The sequence below is a fragment of the Streptomyces sp. NPDC018029 genome, assembly GCF_044327655.1.
Taxonomy (GTDB): Bacteria; Actinomycetota; Actinomycetes; order Streptomycetales; family Streptomycetaceae; genus Streptomyces.
Genome location: NZ_JBIRFV010000003.1, coordinates 678,339 through 694,409 on the forward strand (window position 1 = coordinate 678,339; position 16,071 = coordinate 694,409).

Sequence of the window (16,071 nt, forward strand, 5' to 3'; positions counted from 1 at the left end):
TCCCTCGCTCGGCTCTGGGCCTGGGGGAGAGGACGGCACACACGGGCGCACCCGGGCAGGGCGGCGTACCGCGTCCACCGGCCCATTCCACGAGGCCCGGACGGTCGGCACCCGGGCCGGACGGCACGGGTGCACTGCCGGCAGGTCTTCGGACTCCGCGTACGACAAATGCGTACACGTCTACCGTTGCGGGACAGTTCCGGACTTGCACCGGATTCCCCTGCGGCGACAGCGAGCATGAGCATACATCTTGTGCCGCGCTCTTGAAGCAGGCCCACATCTTGTGTCGGCCCGCAGAGGGGGCGGCTAGAGTTTCAGCGCGTACGTCAGCAGCGGCACCGTCTCGATCGGGTTCCAGTCGCGCTCGGGCGTCCGCACGAAGCCGAGGCGCTCGTACAGCCGGTGGGCGGCGTGCATGGACGTCTGCGTGGACAGGACGAGCGCGCTGCGGCCCGCCTCCTCGGCGCGGCGCACGCACTCCCGTACGAGCGTCTCGCCCACACCCCGGCCCCGCGCCTCGGGGGAGACGGCCAGCATGCGTATCTCGGCCTCGCCGTCCCGCGCTATGTCGGCCATCGGCCCGCCGGACGGTACGTAGGTGACGCAGCCGAGCACCTTTCCGTCCGCCGCGGCCACCAGGACCTCGGCCGCCGCCGCCCGCGACGGCACGTCGCGCAGCACCGCGAGATAGGGGTCGTCCGCTCCGAAGTCCAGATGCCCGTCGGAGAGATAGGCCTGCGCGGTGAGGTCGCCGATGGCCTCGTGATCCTCGGGTCGTGCCTCTCTGATGCTGATCGTGAAATCCATGGGCGCAGTGTGCAACACGGGTACGACAAAGGGCCGCCGGTTTTTTCCGGCGGCCCGAGTCGCGTGCGCGGTGGCAGGGATCAGTGTCCGGCGCCCGCCGTCGCCTTCGGGAGTTCCTGTATGACACCGGGGTCGCCCGCGTCCGCCGTGTAGTCCTCCGGCGACGTCTCGTCGATGCCCTCGGGCGCCTTCAGCGCCTTCAGGACGAAGGTGAGGACCACGGTCACGACCACGTTCAGGACGAACGCGGTGAGGCCGATGTAGCCGATCTCGCCGATGCCCGGGATCGTGTCGGACGAGCCGCCGAAGTGCTTCTGCGTGGGCGAGGCGACGCCGTACGCGGCGAGCGTGCCGTAGACCATGCCGACCGCCCAGCCGGCGAGCAGCGCCCAGCGGTGGAACCACCGGGTGAACAGGCCGCCGACCAGCGCGGGCATCGTCTGCAGGATCCAGATGCCGCCCAGGAGCTGGAAGTTGATCGCGACGGTCTTGTCCATGCCGAGGACGAAGACGAGGGCGCCCACCTTCACCATGAGCGAGACCAGCTTGGAGACCTTGGTCTCCTGCTCGGGCGTCGCGTCGGGCTTGATGAAGTCCTTGTAGATGTTCCGGGTGAAGAGGTTCGCGGCCGCGATGGACATGATGGCGGCCGGGACGAGCGCGCCGATGCCGATAGCGGCGAACGCGACGCCCGTGAACCAGTCCGGGAACATGTTCTCGAAGAGCTGCGGGATCGCCAGCTGGCCGTTCTCGACCTTGACCCCGGCCGCGATCGCCATGAAGCCGAGCAGCGCGAGCAGGCCCAGCATCAGGGAGTACAGGGGCAGGATCGTGGTGTTGCGGCGGATCACGTTCCGGCTCTTGGAGGAGAGCGTCGCCGTGATCGAGTGCGGGTACATGAAGAGCGCGAGGGCCGAGCCGAGCGCCAGGGTCGCGTACGTCCACTGACCGGCCTCCGGCGGCGCGAGCGCGCCCCGCGGCTTGTCGGTCGCCGGGTTGGTCTGCGAGAACGCCTCGCCCGCCTTGGCGAAGATGTCGTCGAAGCCGCCGAGCTTGATCGGGATGTAGATGATCGCGACGACGATGACGAGATAGATCAAGCCGTCCTTCACGAACGCGATCAGCGCGGGCGCGCGCAGCCCCGACGAGTACGTGTACGCGGCGAGCACCGCGAACGCGATCAGCAGCGGCAGGTCCTTGATGAACCAGTTGGTGTCGGGGCCGCCGCCGATCCCCATGACGTCCAGGACGGCCTGGATTCCGACCAGTTGGAGCGCGATGTACGGCATCGTGGCGAGGATGCCGGTGACCGCGACGGCCAGCGAGAGCCCCTTGGAGCCGAAGCGCCCGCGCACGAAGTCGGAGGTGGTCACATAGCCGTGCTTGTGCGAGACCGACCACAGGCGAGGCAGGAAGGTGAAGATCAGCGGGTAGACGAGGATCGTGTACGGCACGGCGAAGAAGCCGGCCGCGCCCGCCGCGTAGATCGCCGCGGGGACGGCCACGAAGGTGTACGCGGTGTAGAGGTCGCCGCCGAGCAGGAACCAGGTGACCCAGGTGCCGAACGACCGCCCGCCGAGGCCCCATTCGTCCAGGCTCTGGTCGTTCTCGGCCTTGCGCCAGCGGGCCGCGAGGAAGCCCATGACGGTGACCGCGAGGAAGAAGAAGATGAAGACCGCGAGGGCGACGCCGTTGACTCCGTCCTTCATGACCGCGCCCCTTCCTTGCGGGCGCGCTGGTCACGCTGCCACAGCTTGTAAGCGATCATCGTGAGCACGGTGGAGATGAGCACCCACAGCATCTGGTACCAGTAGAAGAAGGGGATGCCGATGAAGGTCGGCTCGATCTTGGCGTAGGAGCTCACCCACAGCATCGCCACGAACGGCGCGACAAGGCAGACGGCGATGACCACGCGGACCGGCGTGACGACCGGTCTGTTCACTTCAGGCGCATCTGACATATCGCGGCTCCGTTCCCTCACTTATCCCGTGCTTAACGTGCGGGAAATCTAAGCGAGAGTCTTGATCTATGGAACCCCTGTCCGGATAACGGACGAGTCAATATGCCTGCTCAGCAGCAGCGGAAGCCCTTTCGGGGGTCCGACTCCTGCTGGTCTGTCCGCATGCGCTCAAATGCGCGGCGGCTGGGGACGGTTGCGGTCGGATGGTCCCTTCGCAAATGAGCCACATAGCGGTCGTACGCCGACTCGTCCGTCAGCTCTCGCGCGTACCAGCGGATCCATCGCAGCCCTCGCAGCACCCATGTCACGGGGCGGGCTCCCGCGTCCCCGCGAGCTCCTGCTTCTCCGCGAGTTCCCGTTTCTCCTCCGCGGTCGCGAAGAGCCCGGCCGGGGCGGTCAACTCCGATTGCACATAAGGCGCTTCGCTCAGCCGTGAGGCGGCGGGGTTGCGGACGTGCCGGACGCAGACGCGAGCCGCGTCCACGATCACGATGACGATGAGCAGGGCGAGCGCCGCCGAAAGGACGCCGTCCACCGTCGAGTTGGTCACGACGGTGTGCATGTCGTCCATCGTCTTGGCGGGCGGCAGGATCTTGCCCTCGTCGATGGCGTCCTGGTAGTTGGCGCGCTGCTGGAAGAAGCCGACGCGCGGATCGCTGGAGAAGACCTTCTGCCAGCTCGCGGTGAGCGTCACCGTCGCGTCCCAGGCGAGCGGAACACCGGTGATCCAGGCCCACTTGAGGCGTCCGGACTTCACGAGCAGCGTGGTGCAGACGGCGAGGGCGACGGCCGCGAGGAGCTGGTTGGCGATGCCGAAGATCGGGAAGAGCTGGTTGATCCCGCCGAGCGGCTCGTGCACGCCCACCCACAGGAAGTAGCCCCACAGGCCGGTGACGAGCGCGCTGGTGATGATCGGGCCGGGCTTCCAGCTCACCTTCCTGAACGGCTTGTAGACGTTGCCGAGCATGTCCTGCAGCATGAAGCGGCCCACGCGGGTGCCCGCGTCGAGCGCGGTCAGGATGAACAGCGCCTCAAACATGATCGCGAAGTGGTACCAGAAGGCCCGCATGGAGCCGCCGGTGACCTTGGAGAAGATCTCCGAGACGCCGACCGCGAGCGTGGGCGCGCCGCCGGTGCGGGAGAGCAGCGAGGACTCCTCCACGTTTTTCGCGGCCTGCGCCAGATCGGCCGGCGAGATGGAGTACCCGAACCCCGCGACGGCCTTCGACGCCTCCTGGACGGTGTCGCCGACGACGCCCGCCGGCGCGTTCATCGCGAAGTAGAGACCCGGGTCGATGATCGAGGCGGCGACGAGCGCCATGACCGCGACGGACGACTCCATCAGCATGGAGCCGTACCCGATCATCCGGACCTGCGTCTCCTTCTGGATCATCTTCGGCGTCGTGCCCGAGGAGATCAGCGCGTGGAAGCCGGAGAGCGCCCCGCAGGCGATGGTGATGAAGACGAAGGGGAAGAGCGAGCCCGCGAAGACGGGCCCGTCGCCGCGCGAGGCGAAGTCGGTCACCGGGTCCATCTTCAGCGTCGGCAGGCTGATCACGACGCCCAGCGCGAGCAGGACGATGGTGCCGATCTTCATGAAGGTGGAGAGGTAGTCGCGCGGCGCGAGCAGCATCCACACCGGCAGGATCGAGGCGACGAAGCCGTACGCCACCAGCCAGATGACCAGCGTCGAGGGCGCCAGCGTGAAGGTGTCGGCGAGCGACGACTCGGCGACCCAGCGCCCGGCGACGAGCGCGAGCAGCAGCAGGGCGACGCCGATCAGTGAGACCTCGCTGACCCGGCCGGGGCGCAGGACCCGCAGATAGAAGCCCATCAGCAGGGCGATCGGGATGGTCATCGCGATGGAGAAGGTGCCCCACGGCGACTCGGCGAGCGCGTTGACGATGACGAGCGCGAGCACCCCGAGCAGGATGATCATGATGGCGAAGGTGGCGAGCAGCGCGGCGGCGCCCCCGAACGGGCCGATCTCCTCGCGCGCCATCTGCCCGAGCGACTTGCCGTCGCGCCGCGTCGAGAAGAACAGCACGACCATGTCCTGCACGGCGCCCGCGAAGATCACCCCGACGATGATCCAGATGGTGCCGGGCAGGTACCCCATCTGGGCGGCGAGGACCGGGCCGACCAGCGGTCCCGCGCCCGCGATCGCCGCGAAGTGGTGGCCGAGCAGCACGCGCCGGTCGGTCGGGTGGAAGTCGATGCCGTTGTCGAGCCGCTCGGCCGGGGTGGCGCGGGTCCTGTCGACCTTGAGGACCTTGTAGGCGATGAACTTCGCGTAGAAGCGGTACGCGATGGCGTACGTGCCGAGGGCCGCCGCCACCATCCAGGCGGCCGACACCTCCTCGTCGCGCGCGAGCGCCAGGACGGTCCAGCCCGCGGCGCCGACCAGCGCGACGAGGGACCAGATGACGATGGATCGAGGAGTCGCTCTGCGCACCGGGTCGTCCTCCCGCTCATCAGGCGATGACGGTCATCGTGCGATGACGGGAGGAACGTAGAGCAGCGGAGCCGTCCGGCGCCAGACCTCGGACGGGTGTCAGTCCGTGGGTCTCTTGAGGCGGGCGACGAACTTGTAGCGGTCGCCGCGGTAGACGGAGCGCACCCACTCCACCGGCCGGCCGTCGCCGTCCTGTGAGTGGCGGGACAGGAGCAGCATCGGCAGGCCGACGTCCGTGCCGAGCAGCCCGGCCTCGCGCGGTGTCGCGAGCGAGGTCTCGATGGTCTCCTCGGCCTCCGCGAGGTGCACGTCGTACACCTCGGCGAGCGCTGTGTAGAGCGAGGTGTACTTGACCAGGGAGCGGCGCAGGGCGGGGAAGCGCTTCGCCGACAGGTGGGTGGTCTCGATGGCCATCGCCTCGCCGTTGGCGAGCCGGAGCCGCTCGATGCGCAGGACGCGGCCGCCCGCGCTTATGTCGAGGAGCCCCGCGAGGGTGTCGTCGGCGGTGATGTAGCCGATGTCGAGGAGCTGCGAGGTGGGCTCCAGGCCCTGGGCCCGCATGTCCTCCGTGTACGAGGTGAGTTGGAGGGCCTGCGACACCTTCGGCTTGGCGACGAACGTGCCCTTGCCCTGGATCCGTTCGAGCCGGCCCTCGACGACCAGCTCCTGGAGGGCCTGGCGGACCGTCGTGCGGGAGGTGTCGAACTCGGCGGCGAGGGTGCGCTCCGGGGGGACGGGGGTGCCGGGCGGCAGCGTCTCCGTCATGTCCAGCAAGTGCCTCTTGAGGCGGTAGTACTTGGGCACGCGCGCGGTGCGGCCGACGCTCGGGCCCTCCGAAGGCGCGCTCACATCGGTCCCGGTGCTGCCGGCCTCAGTGCCCATCTGCTGCCTCTCCGGCTCCTGTGCTGCTGCCGTCACCGGCTCCTCCGTCTGTCGCGGCTCACATCGTGGCACGTACCGGGCCATCGGGGCGCCCCCTGGTCGAGCGAAGTCGAGAGCTTCGGGGAAGACTCCGCCCGCTCAGGTGTCGGTCCGATAACGGACGCGACTGCCCTTCTTATACACCCTTGACACCCCTAAAGGTCTAGGCCAAGCTCCCCGTACTGGTCTACACCATTAAAGACCAGGTTCCAGTCCCACGGGCAGATCTCGGTCCATTCGGTCGCTGCGGGTGGGGGGTTGACTGGCATCCCTTGAGGAGGGTGAACGTGAAGCGCAAGCTCATAGCGGCCATCGGTGTCGCGGGCATGTTGGTCTCGGTCGCGGCCTGCGGCAGCGACGACGACGAGAAGAAGGCCGGGGGAGCCGACAGCTTCAAGGGTGAGACCCTGACGCTCTGGGCGATGGACGGTTCGACGCCGGACCAGTGGCAGAAGGACGTCACCGCGGCCTTCGAGAAGAAGACCGGCGCGAAGCTGAAGTTCGAAGTCCAGCAGTGGAACGGCATCCAGCAGAAGCTGACCACCGCCCTCTCCGAGGAGAACCCCCCGGACGTCTTCGAGATCGGCAACACGCAGACCCCGGCATACGCCAAGACCGGCGGTCTCGCCGAGCTCGACGACCTCAAGGAGTCCATCGGCTCCGACTGGACCGACTCGATGAACAAGTCGTCGGTCGTGGACGGCAAGCAGTACGCCGCCCCCCTCTTCGTCCTCAACCGCGTCGTCATCTACAACAAGAAGGTCTGGGCCGACGCGGGCATCAAGGAGACCCCCAAGACCCGCGCCGAGTTCCTCAAGAACCTCAAGCAGATCGGCGAGAAGACCGACGCCGAGCCGATCTACCTGCCCGGCCAGAACTGGTACCACTTCGTCGGCCTGACCATCGGTGAGGGCGCCGAGCTGGTCAAGAAGGACGGCGACAAGTACGTCTCCAACCTCGGCGACCCCAAGGTCGGCAAGGCCATGAAGACGTACAAGCAGTTCGCGGACCTCTCCAAGGCCCCCAAGAACAAGGACGAGGCCACCCCGCAGCAGGCCGAGGTCTTCGCCAAGGGCAAGACCGGCGCCTTCATCGGGATGAGCTGGGAGGCCGCGACCGCGATCAAGGCCAACAAGAAGATCGAGAAGGACATCGGCTACTTCACGATCCCCGGCGCCACGGCCGACAAGCCCGAGGGCGTCTTCCTCGGCGGCTCCAACCTCGCCGTCGCCGCGACCAGCAAGAAGCAGGAGCTCGCCAAGGAGTTCCTGAAGATCGCGCTGTCCGACAAGTTCGAGGGCCAGCTCGCCAAGGAAGGCGGCGTGATCCCGAACAAGAAGGCCCTGGAGTCCAACCTCAAGGGCAACCCGGCCGCCGAGGCCGCGGCCCCCGCCACCGCCGGCGGCGGCACCACCCCGCTGATCCCGGAGTGGGGCGCGGTGGAGAACCCGCCGAACCCGATCAAGAACTACATGACCGCGGTGCTCAACGGTAAGTCGCCTGCCGACGCCGCCAAGCAGGTCGAGGGCGAGCTCAACAAGCGCCTGTCGCAGAAGCAGTAACAACCCCCCTCTTGCCGGGGGCGGCGGGTGACACGCCCTCGCCGCCCCCGGCATACCTCTGCGTACCGCTATGCCCACGAAAGAGATGGCGAGCATGACCGTGCAGAAGACCGAACGGCCGCCCTCCGGCCCGACGGAGGTGCAGACACCGGCAGGCGGGCCACGGCCTGGTGCCCCGCGCAAGGCGACCGGGCGTCTCGCCGGCCTGACGCCCTATCTGCTTCTTGCCCCCGCGATCATCGTCACCCTGCTGCTGCTCGGCTGGCCGCTGGTCAACAACGGGATCCTGTCGTTCCAGAACCTCAACATGCGGCAGTTCATTCTGCACTTGACCGAGTGGAACGGATTCGACAACTACAAGGACGTCCTCACCGGCGAGGACTTCTGGCGGGTCGCGGGACGCTCGGTCGTCTTCACCGCCGTCAACGTCGTCCTGATCATGGTGCTCGGCACGCTGGTGGGACTGCTGCTCGCGCGCCTCGGCCGGAAGATGCGCACTTTCCTCCTGCTCGGCCTCGTACTCACCTGGGCGATGCCCGTCGTCGCGGCGAGCACGGTCTACCAGTGGCTGTTCGCGCAGCGCTTCGGCGTCGTCAACTGGGTGCTCGCCGCGATCGGCTTCGAGTCGATGGCCGACCACGACTGGCTGGCCACGCAGTACTCGACCTTCTTCGTCGTCCTGCTGCTGATCGTCTGGATGTCCATCCCCTTCGTGGCGATCAACCTCTACGCCGCCACGACCACCATCCCCAAAGAGCTGTACGAGGCCGCGGCGCTGGACGGCGCGGGGGCCTGGAAGCAGTTCACCCAGGTGACGCTGCCGTATCTGCGGCCCTTCCTCTACGCCACGACGTTCCTGGAGATCATCTGGGTCTTCAAGGCGTTCGTACAGGTCTTCACGATCAACGAGGGCGGCCCCGACCGGCTCACCGAGATCCTCCCCGTCTACGCCTACATCGAGGGCATGGGCAACCAGCACTTCGGCATGGGTGCCGCGATCGCGCTGCTCACCATCGTCATCCTGCTGGCCATCACGTCGTTCTACCTGCGGATCGTGCTCAAGCAAGAGGAGGACGAGCTGTGAAGCGCTCGCTGATGGGCCGCCTGTGGCCCAACCTGACCGCTGTCGTCATCTTCATCCTCTGCGTCTTCCCCGTGTACTGGATGTTCGCGACGGCCTTCAAGCCGACCGGCGACATCATCGCCGAGGACCCGGTCTGGTTCCCGACCGACGCCACTCTCGAGCACTTCAAGACGGCGATGGACGCCGACCACTTCTGGACCATGGTCGGCAACTCCCTCATCGTGACGATCCTCGCGGTCGTCTTCTCGCTCATCATCGGCGTGACCGCGGCGTTCGCCCTCGCCCGGATGCGCTTCAAGGGGCGGCGCGGCTTCATCATCGGCTTCATGCTGGCGCAGATGGCGCCCTGGGAAGTCATGGTCATCGCGATCTACATGATCGTGCGCGACGCCGACATGCTGAACAGCCTGATCCCGCTGACCCTGTTCTACATGGTGATGATCCTGCCCTTCACCCTCCTCACGCTCCGCGGCTTCGTCGCCGCCGTGCCCAAGGAGCTGGAGGAGTCCGCCATGGTCGACGGCTGCACGCGCATGCAGGCCTTCCGCCGCGTGATCCTGCCGCTGCTGGCGCCGGGCCTGATGTCGACCTCGCTCTTCGGCTTCATCACCGCCTGGAACGAGTTCCCGCTGGTCCTCGTGCTCAACAAGGAAGCCGAGGCCAAGACCCTGCCGGTGTGGCTGTCCAGCTTCCAGACCGCCTTCGGCGACGACTGGGGCGCCACCATGGCCGCGGCCTCCCTCTTCGCCATCCCGATCCTGATCCTCTTCGTCTTCCTGCAGCGCAGGGCCGTCAGCGGCCTGACCGACGGCGCAGTGAAGGGATAACGCCTGATGACGACACTCACGACGCACGCCGGTGACACCCTCACCCGCAACGCCCTCGCCGTCCTGCAGCCCGGCTTCGACGGCACCACCACCGCACCGGACTGGCTGCGCCGCCGGATCGACGAAGGCCTCGCCTCCGTCAGCCTCTTCGGCCGCAACGTACGCACCGCCGAACAGGTGGCCGCCCTCACCGCGCAGCTGCGCGCCCAGCGTGACGACCTCCTGATCGCCATCGACGAGGAGAGCGGCGACGTCACCCGCCTCGAAGTGCGCACCGGCTCCTCCTACCCGGGCAACCACGCACTCGGCGCCGTCGACGACACGACGCTGACCCGCGAGGTCGCCGCCGACCTCGGCCGGCGCCTCGCCGCCTGCGGCATCAACCTCAACTGGGCGCCGTCGGCCGACGTCAACGCCAACCCCGACAACCCCGTCATCGGCGTACGCTCCTTCGGCTCGGACCCCGACCTCGTGGCCCGGCACACCGCCGCCTACGTCGAGGGCCTGCAGTCGGCCGGCGTCGCCACCTCCGCCAAGCACTTCCCGGGGCACGGCGACACGGCCATCGACTCGCACCACTCCGTGCCGGTCATCGACGTCGACCGGGACGTGCTGAACTCCCGCGACCTCGCACCCTTCCGCGCGGCCATCGCCGCCGGCACCCGCGCCGTGATGAGCGCCCACGTGCTGGCCCCGGCCCTGGACCCGGAGAACCCCGGCACGCTCTCGCGCCGCATCCTGACCGGCCTGCTCCGCGAGGAGCTCGGCTACGACGGCCTCATCGTCACCGACGGCATGGACATGCAGGCGATCGCAGGGACGTACGGCTTCGAGCGCGGCTGCGTCCTCGCCATCGCCGCGGGTGCCGACGCGATCTGCACGGGCGGCGGCCCCTCCGACGAGGGAACCGTGCTGCGGCTGCGGGACGCCTTCGTCGCGGCGGTGCGCTCCGGCGAACTGTCCGAGGAGCGGCTCGCCGACGCGGCCGACCGCGTGCGGGCGCTCGCGGGCTGGGCCGCGTCGACGAAGGTGCCGGGCGCGGCCGAGCGTTCGGGGGGCGCGCCCGACTCCGGCATCGGCCTGGTCGCGGCCCGCCGCGCGCTGACGGTCACCCGCGGCGAGACATACGCGGCCCCGGTCACCGAGGCCCCCTACGTCGCCACCTTCTCCCCGCTCCCCAACATCGCCGTCGGCAACGAGACCCCCTGGGGCGTCACCGCCGAACTGGAGCGCCGCTTCCCCGGCACCGAGTCCGCCACCTACTCCGGCGAAGGCTCGGGCAGCGAGGCCCTCGCGGCGGCCGGCGAGCGCCGCATCGTGGCCGTCGTCCGCGACGCACACCGCCACGCCTGGATGGCCGAGGCCCTGCGGACCCTCGTCACGGCCCGACCCGACACGGTCGTGGTCGAGATGGGCGTCCCCCAGTCCGCCCCGATCGGCGCCCTCCACATCGCGACGCGCGGCGCGGCCCGGGTGTGCGGCGAGGCAGCGGCAGAGGCCATCGCCGCAGGCTGACCGACCCGGCAGGCGGGGCCGGTGTGCCCGCCTGCGGGCTGGCCAGTCCGCAGGCGGGGCTGGTCTGTCCGCAGGTGGAGCCGGTCTGCCCGCAGGCGGGGCTGGCTTGTCCGCAGGTGGAGCCGGTCTCTCCGGCAGGCGGAGTCGGCCTGCCCGTACGCAGGGCTCGCCTGTCCGCACGCGGAGCTGGTCTACCCGCAGGCGGGGCTGGCCAGGCCGCACGCGGAGCCGGATCGCCCGCACGCGGAGCTGGTCTACCCGCAGGCGGGGCCGGCCTGTCCGCAGGCGGGGCCGGTCTCTCCGGTAGGCGGAGTCGGCCTGCCCGCACGCGGAGACGGCCTGTCCGCAGGCGGGGCTGGTCCGCTCGTACGCGGAGCTGGCCTGTCCGCACGCGGAGCCGGTCTGCCCGCACGCGGAGCCGGCCCGTACGCGGAGCCGGTCCGCCCTCTACGCGAAAGGGGCGCCCCCGACGGGGGCGCCCCTTTTCGTGCGTTGCCGCCGTCGTTTCTACAGGCCCTGCCACTCCGGCTTGTTCGCGTACGTGTGCCGGAAGTACTCCGCCAGCTTCAGCTTCGACGCGGCGGCCTCGTCCACCACGATCGTGGCGTGCGGGTGCAGCTGCAGCGCGGAGGCGGGCACGACCGAGGCGACCGGCCCCTCCACCGTCGCGGCCACCGCGTCCGCCTTGCCCTCACCCGTGGCGAGCAGCACCAGATGCCGCGCCTCCAGGATCGTCCCGATCCCCTGGGTGATGACGTGGTGCGGGACCTGGTCTATGTCCCCGTCGAAGAAGCGCGCGTTGTCCACCCGCGTCTGCTCCGTCAGCGTCTTGATGCGCGTCCGGGAGGCGAGCGACGAGCACGGTTCGTTGAACCCGATGTGCCCGTCCGTGCCGATCCCGAGCAGCTGGAGATCCACACCACCGGCCTCGGCCAGCGCCTTGTCGTACGCCACGCAGGCCGCCTGCACGTCCTCGGCGCTGCCGTCCGGCCCCATGAAGGAGGCCTCGCTCAGCCCGAGCGGCTCGACGACCTCGCGGAGCACCACGGAGCGGTACGACTCGGGGTGCCCGGGCGGCAGCCCCACGTACTCGTCGAGCTGACAGATGCGCGCCCGCGAGGCGTCCACGGAACCGGACGCGACCTTGGCGGCCAGCGCCTCGTAGATGGGCAGCGGGGTGGAGCCGGTGGCGACACCGAGCAGGGCGTCAGGCTTACGACGCACCAGGGCGGCCATGGCCTCCGCGATGAGCTCGCCGCCTGCCGTGGCGTCCGGGACGATGACAACTTCCACGCTGGGCCTGCCGATCTGGAGAGGGGCTCGAAAGTACTGGTGGTATAGACCAATCTAGCAGAGCTGCGCCGCTGGAACAGCAGTGCGGCATCGCCAGAACAGCCGATTCCGCCGCTCTTCGATCCATGCTCGACTCTCCGCCCCGCCTCCGCCCGTCGAACCGGGCGCGGAGCCGGAAATCGCCCGGTCACACGCCCAGCAGCGAACCTCCCGTCGCGTCGATGTACTGACCGGTGATCCACCGCGCGTCGTCCGAGGCCACGAAGGAGACGATGTCCGCCACGTCGGCGGGCTGGCCTATGCGGTCGAAGGCCGAGTACCCCGCCATCTCCGCCCGCTGCGCCTCGGGGATGCCGTCCATCATTTCCGTCTGGATGATGCCGGGCGCCACCGCGTTGACCGTGATCCCTCGCGGGCCGAGCTCCTGCGCCAGGGTGTGCGTCAGCACATTCACCGCGCCCTTCGTCATCGAGTAGGCCACGGTGACCGGGAAGGCGATGCGCGTGACGCCCGACGAGATGTTGATGATCCGGCCGCCGTCGCGCAGCCGGTCGAGGCCCTTCTGGACGATGAAGAACAGCGCTTTGGTGTTGACCGCGAACACGCGGTCGTAATCCGCCTCCTGGACCTCGGTCACGTGGCTGTAGAGACCGATGCCCGCGTTGTTCACCAGGATGTCCAGGCCGTCCGCGTGCCGGTCGAACTCCGTCCAGAGTGCCTCGGCGTCGCCGGGCACGCCCAGCTCCGTGCCGAACGCGAAGGCGGAGCCGCCCGCCGCCTCGATCGCGGCCACCGTCTCCTTCGCCGCCACTTCGTTGCTGCCGTAGTGCACGGCGACCCGTGCCCCGTCCCGGCCGAGGCGCTCGGCGATGCCTCGCCCGATACCCCGGCTGCCCCCGGTGACCAGAGCCGTCTTCCCCGCGAGCCTGCCCCCCTGGTTCCCCTGCTCGACCCCGTGCTCGGTCCCCTGCTCGGTCCCCTCGAACGCACCCATGTCGGGCGCCCCCTCTCTCTCCGGCGATTTCTCTAGTGGTCGCTACAGAAAGAACGCTACCCCACACCCCGCCGCTTTTTCTAGTGCCCGCTATACAATTCACCCCATGGCGACGAAACAGCGCGGACGCCCCCGCTCCTTCGACCGCGAGACGGCCCTGGAGCAGGCGGTCCGTACTTTCTGGGAGAACGGATACGAGGCGACGTCGGTCTCGGACCTCACGCGCGTCATGGGTATCGGGGCGCCCAGCCTCTATGCCGCCTTCGGCGACAAGCGGAAGCTCTTCGACGAGGTCGTCGTGCGGTACGGAGCGACGCACGGCGCCTTCGGCGGCCGGGCCTTCGACGAGGAGCCGACCGCGCGCGCCGCCGTCTCGCGGCTGCTGCACGAGGCCGCGGTTCAGTTCACCGACCCGGGCCACCCCCGCGGGTGCCTCGTCATCACCGCCGCCACCAACTGCACGACGCCGGAGGTGGAGCAGACCCTGCGCGAGCGGCGGAACGCCAACATGGCGGGCATCGAGTCCCGTATCCGCGCGGCCGTCGCGGCGGGGGAGCTGCCGGACCACACCGACCCCGCGGCTCTCGCCCGTTACACGGCGGCGGTCTTCCAGGGAATGTCGCAGCAGGCCAGGGACGGCGCCACCAGGGAGGACCTGGAGGCGGTGGCCGATCTCGCCATGCGGGCGTGGCCGGACCATCAACAAACATCCGTCGACGCATAGACATAAGAGAATGGTCTAGTCCACAATGCGTGGGTAAAGCCTCCGCTCTTCCCGCACAGGAGAGCGGATCGAGGAACCGGCGCTCTCTGCCCTGACCGCGTCGGATCCTCACGATCGGCTGTTCAGGACCGCACATTCTGGCGGCCGATGCACCTGAAGGGCTGCGGTGCCGTGGGTGGGTTGAGGGTCCCACCCTGGCGCCGCGGCTCGTCGGGTACGACCAGAGGTCGTCACGTAGGCCCCTTGTCGGACACGTCCGGAACCCGGCGGGTATGCCGGAGCCTTCGAGGCGCGGGCCCACCGGACGCGAAAGGTACGCTCGCACACGTGCCCTCCATGAACGACCTCGTACGCCAGCACACCGCCCTCGGTGACTCCGACCTCGAGTGGCTGCATCTGCTGGTCTCGGAGTGGCAGCTGCTCTCCGACCTCTCCTTCGCCGACCTGGTCCTCTGGGTTCCCACGCGCGACGGGACCCGCTATGTCTCCGTGGCGCAGATGCGGCCCAACACCGGCCCCACCTCCTACCAGGACGACATGGTCGGCCACCTCGTCCCGCGCGGCCGCCGGCCCCTCCTCGACGCCGCCCTGGACGAGGGCCGCATCGTGCGCGAGGGCGACCCGGAGTGGCGCGAAGAGGTGCCGGTGCGCGTCGAGTCCATTCCCGTACGCAGGGAAGGGCGCGTCCTCGGCGTCATCGCCCGCAACACCAACCTGCTGACCGTGCGCACCCCTTCACGGCTCGAGCTGACCTACCTCCAGTCGGCGTCCGATCTCGCGCAGATGATCGCCGCCGGGTCGTTCCCCTTCCAGGGGCAGCAGGTCGACATGGACGCCTCCCCGCGCGTGGGTGACGGTCTGCTGCGGCTCGACGCGGAGGGCGTCGTGCAGTACGCGTCGCCGAACGCGCTCTCCGCGTACCACCGCCTCGGCCTCGCGTCGGATCTCGTCGGCCACCACCTGGGCAAGGCGACGGCCGAACTCGCCCCGTCCCGCGGGCCGGTGGACGAGGCGCTTGCCAAGCTCGCGAGCGGGTGGGCGCCGCGGGAGTTCGAGATCGAGGGCGGCGACGGCGTGATCCAGCTGCGCGCGATCCCCCTCAAGCCCAAGGGCCCCCGCATCGGTTCACTCGTGCTCGTGCGGGACGTCACGGAACTACGCCGCCGCGAGCGCGAGTTGATCACCAAGGACGCGACCATCCGGGAGATCCACCACCGGGTGAAGAACAACCTCCAGACGGTCGCCGCGCTGTTGCGGCTGCAGGCCCGCCGCATCGACTCCGCCAAGGGCCGCGAGGCGCTGGAGGAGGCCGTGCGCCGGGTGGGCTCCATCGCGATCGTCCACGAGACGCTCTCCCAGAACCTCGACGAGCGCGTGGAGTTCGACGAGATCGCCGACCGGGTGCTCGCGATGGTCGCCGAGATCTCGCCCGGCAAGGTGGCGGGCCGGCGCACCGGCCGCTTCGGCATCCTGGACGCGGAGGTCGCGACACCGCTCTCGATGGTGCTTACCGAAATTTTGCAGAACGCTCTGGAGCACGGCTTCCGCGAGGGGGACACCGGCACGGTCGAGGTGTCCGCCGTGCGGGGCGGCACCAGCAAGGAAGCGCGGCTGCTGATCACCGTCCAGGACGACGGCATCGGCCTGCCCGAGGGCTTCGACCCGCACCGCTCCGGCAATCTCGGCCTGCAGATCGTCCGCACCCTGGTCGAGGGGGAACTGGGCGGCACCTTCGACATGGTCCGCGCCCCGGAGCGCGGCACGCGGGTCGTCCTGGACATTCCGGTGCGCGGCGACAAGTAACGACGCGCCCACAGAAGAAAGACGCACCCACAGAAGAAAGCAGTGAGCCCCGGACCTGTGTGGTCCGGGGCTCACTGCTCACGTTGCGATGCGCATCGGGGGTACTGCGCGGCTGCGGCTCGGGGG

At 69.2% G+C, this 16,071-nt stretch carries 14 protein-coding genes and 1 riboswitch; of the genes, 6 read left to right on the forward strand and 8 right to left on the reverse strand.

Features of this window, described 5'->3' with window-relative positions; genetic code table 11:
• Positions 1–121: 121 nt before the first annotated feature.
• A riboswitch (cobalamin riboswitch) is annotated at positions 122–252 on the reverse strand.
• A 54-nt stretch (positions 253–306) separates the two neighbouring features.
• From ACH4D5_RS11735 to ACH4D5_RS11760, 6 genes are all read right to left on the reverse strand, one after another.
• Positions 307–807 (reverse strand): GNAT family N-acetyltransferase, encoded by a 501-nt coding sequence (locus tag ACH4D5_RS11735; protein WP_398301015.1) that lies wholly within the window; start codon positions 805–807, stop codon positions 307–309.
• Between the two features lie 80 nt (positions 808–887).
• Positions 888–2,516, reverse strand: coding sequence for a monocarboxylate uptake permease MctP (mctP, locus tag ACH4D5_RS11740; protein ID WP_398301017.1), 1,629 nt, complete (start codon positions 2,514–2,516; stop codon positions 888–890).
• A complete protein-coding gene (locus ACH4D5_RS11745; protein WP_398301018.1) occupies positions 2,513–2,767 on the reverse strand; it encodes a DUF3311 domain-containing protein in 255 nt (84 codons plus the stop codon). The genes mctP and ACH4D5_RS11745 overlap by 4 nt, the downstream gene beginning before the upstream one ends.
• Positions 2,768–2,877: 110 nt before the next feature.
• Positions 2,878–3,075, reverse strand: coding sequence for a CstA-like transporter-associated (seleno)protein (locus ACH4D5_RS11750; protein ID WP_398301020.1), 198 nt, complete (start codon positions 3,073–3,075; stop codon positions 2,878–2,880).
• Entirely contained in the window at positions 3,072–5,222 is a 2,151-nt protein-coding gene (locus tag ACH4D5_RS11755) for a carbon starvation CstA family protein (protein ID WP_398301022.1), read from the reverse strand. The genes ACH4D5_RS11750 and ACH4D5_RS11755 overlap by 4 nt, the downstream gene beginning before the upstream one ends.
• Positions 5,223–5,321: 99 nt before the next feature.
• On the reverse strand, positions 5,322–6,104 hold the full coding sequence (locus tag ACH4D5_RS11760) for a GntR family transcriptional regulator (protein ID WP_398301448.1): 783 nt from the start codon (positions 6,102–6,104) through the stop codon (positions 5,322–5,324).
• Between the two features lie 326 nt (positions 6,105–6,430).
• Here ACH4D5_RS11760 and ACH4D5_RS11765 point away from each other — a divergent pair, with 326 nt between their 5' ends.
• The 4 genes from ACH4D5_RS11765 to ACH4D5_RS11780 all read left to right on the forward strand — a co-directional run bounded on the left by ACH4D5_RS11765 (position 6,431) and on the right by ACH4D5_RS11780 (position 11,131).
• On the forward strand, positions 6,431–7,705 hold the full coding sequence (locus tag ACH4D5_RS11765; protein ID WP_398301024.1) for an extracellular solute-binding protein: 1,275 nt from the start codon (positions 6,431–6,433) through the stop codon (positions 7,703–7,705).
• 94 nt (positions 7,706–7,799) lie between these two features.
• On the forward strand, positions 7,800–8,789 hold the full coding sequence (locus ACH4D5_RS11770; protein ID WP_398301026.1) for a carbohydrate ABC transporter permease: 990 nt from the start codon (positions 7,800–7,802) through the stop codon (positions 8,787–8,789).
• Entirely contained in the window at positions 8,786–9,616 is an 831-nt protein-coding gene (locus ACH4D5_RS11775; RefSeq protein ID WP_398301028.1) for a carbohydrate ABC transporter permease, read from the forward strand. Before ACH4D5_RS11770 ends, ACH4D5_RS11775 begins: the two co-directional genes overlap by 4 nt.
• Before the next feature lie 6 nt (positions 9,617–9,622).
• Positions 9,623–11,131, forward strand: coding sequence for a glycoside hydrolase family 3 protein (locus tag ACH4D5_RS11780; RefSeq protein WP_398301030.1), 1,509 nt, complete (start codon positions 9,623–9,625; stop codon positions 11,129–11,131).
• 507 nt (positions 11,132–11,638) lie between these two features.
• Here the strand turns inward: ACH4D5_RS11780 and nagB are convergent.
• Both nagB and ACH4D5_RS11790 read right to left on the reverse strand, forming a co-directional pair.
• Positions 11,639–12,424, reverse strand: a complete 786-nt coding sequence (gene nagB / locus ACH4D5_RS11785; RefSeq protein ID WP_398301032.1) for a glucosamine-6-phosphate deaminase — start codon at positions 12,422–12,424, stop codon at positions 11,639–11,641.
• Positions 12,425–12,611: 187 nt separating this feature from the next.
• Complete coding sequence (locus tag ACH4D5_RS11790; protein WP_398301034.1) at positions 12,612–13,418, reverse strand: SDR family oxidoreductase; 807 nt, start codon at positions 13,416–13,418, stop codon at positions 12,612–12,614.
• A gap of 106 nt (positions 13,419–13,524) precedes the next feature.
• Between ACH4D5_RS11790 and ACH4D5_RS11795 the strand changes: the two genes are divergently transcribed.
• Together ACH4D5_RS11795 and ACH4D5_RS11800 are read left to right on the forward strand one after the other, a co-directional pair.
• Positions 13,525–14,142, forward strand: coding sequence for a TetR/AcrR family transcriptional regulator (locus ACH4D5_RS11795; protein WP_398301036.1), 618 nt, complete (start codon positions 13,525–13,527; stop codon positions 14,140–14,142).
• A gap of 336 nt (positions 14,143–14,478) precedes the next feature.
• Positions 14,479–15,945 (forward strand): sensor histidine kinase, encoded by a 1,467-nt coding sequence (locus tag ACH4D5_RS11800; RefSeq protein WP_398301450.1) that lies wholly within the window; start codon positions 14,479–14,481, stop codon positions 15,943–15,945.
• Positions 15,946–16,071 lie beyond the last annotated feature (126 nt).

Bases quoted from the DNA above. Each gene is read 5' to 3' on its own strand.
- ACH4D5_RS11760 (WP_398301448.1), bottom strand. From the start codon at position 6,104: ATGGGCACTGAGGCCGGCAGCACCGGGACCGATGTGAGCGCGCCTTCG.
- ACH4D5_RS11800 (WP_398301450.1), top strand. From the start codon at position 14,479: ATGAACGACCTCGTACGCCAGCACACCGCCCTCGGTGACTCCGACCTC.
- ACH4D5_RS11795 (WP_398301036.1), top strand. From the start codon at position 13,525: ATGGCGACGAAACAGCGCGGACGCCCCCGCTCCTTCGACCGCGAGACG.
- mctP (WP_398301017.1), bottom strand. From the start codon at position 2,516: ATGAAGGACGGAGTCAACGGCGTCGCCCTCGCGGTCTTCATCTTCTTC.
- ACH4D5_RS11745 (WP_398301018.1), bottom strand. From the start codon at position 2,767: ATGTCAGATGCGCCTGAAGTGAACAGACCGGTCGTCACGCCGGTCCGC.
- ACH4D5_RS11780 (WP_398301030.1), top strand. From the start codon at position 9,623: ATGACGACACTCACGACGCACGCCGGTGACACCCTCACCCGCAACGCC.
- ACH4D5_RS11790 (WP_398301034.1), bottom strand. From the start codon at position 13,418: ATGGGTGCGTTCGAGGGGACCGAGCAGGGGACCGAGCACGGGGTCGAG.
- ACH4D5_RS11735 (WP_398301015.1), bottom strand. From the start codon at position 807: ATGGATTTCACGATCAGCATCAGAGAGGCACGACCCGAGGATCACGAG.
- ACH4D5_RS11770 (WP_398301026.1), top strand. From the start codon at position 7,800: ATGACCGTGCAGAAGACCGAACGGCCGCCCTCCGGCCCGACGGAGGTG.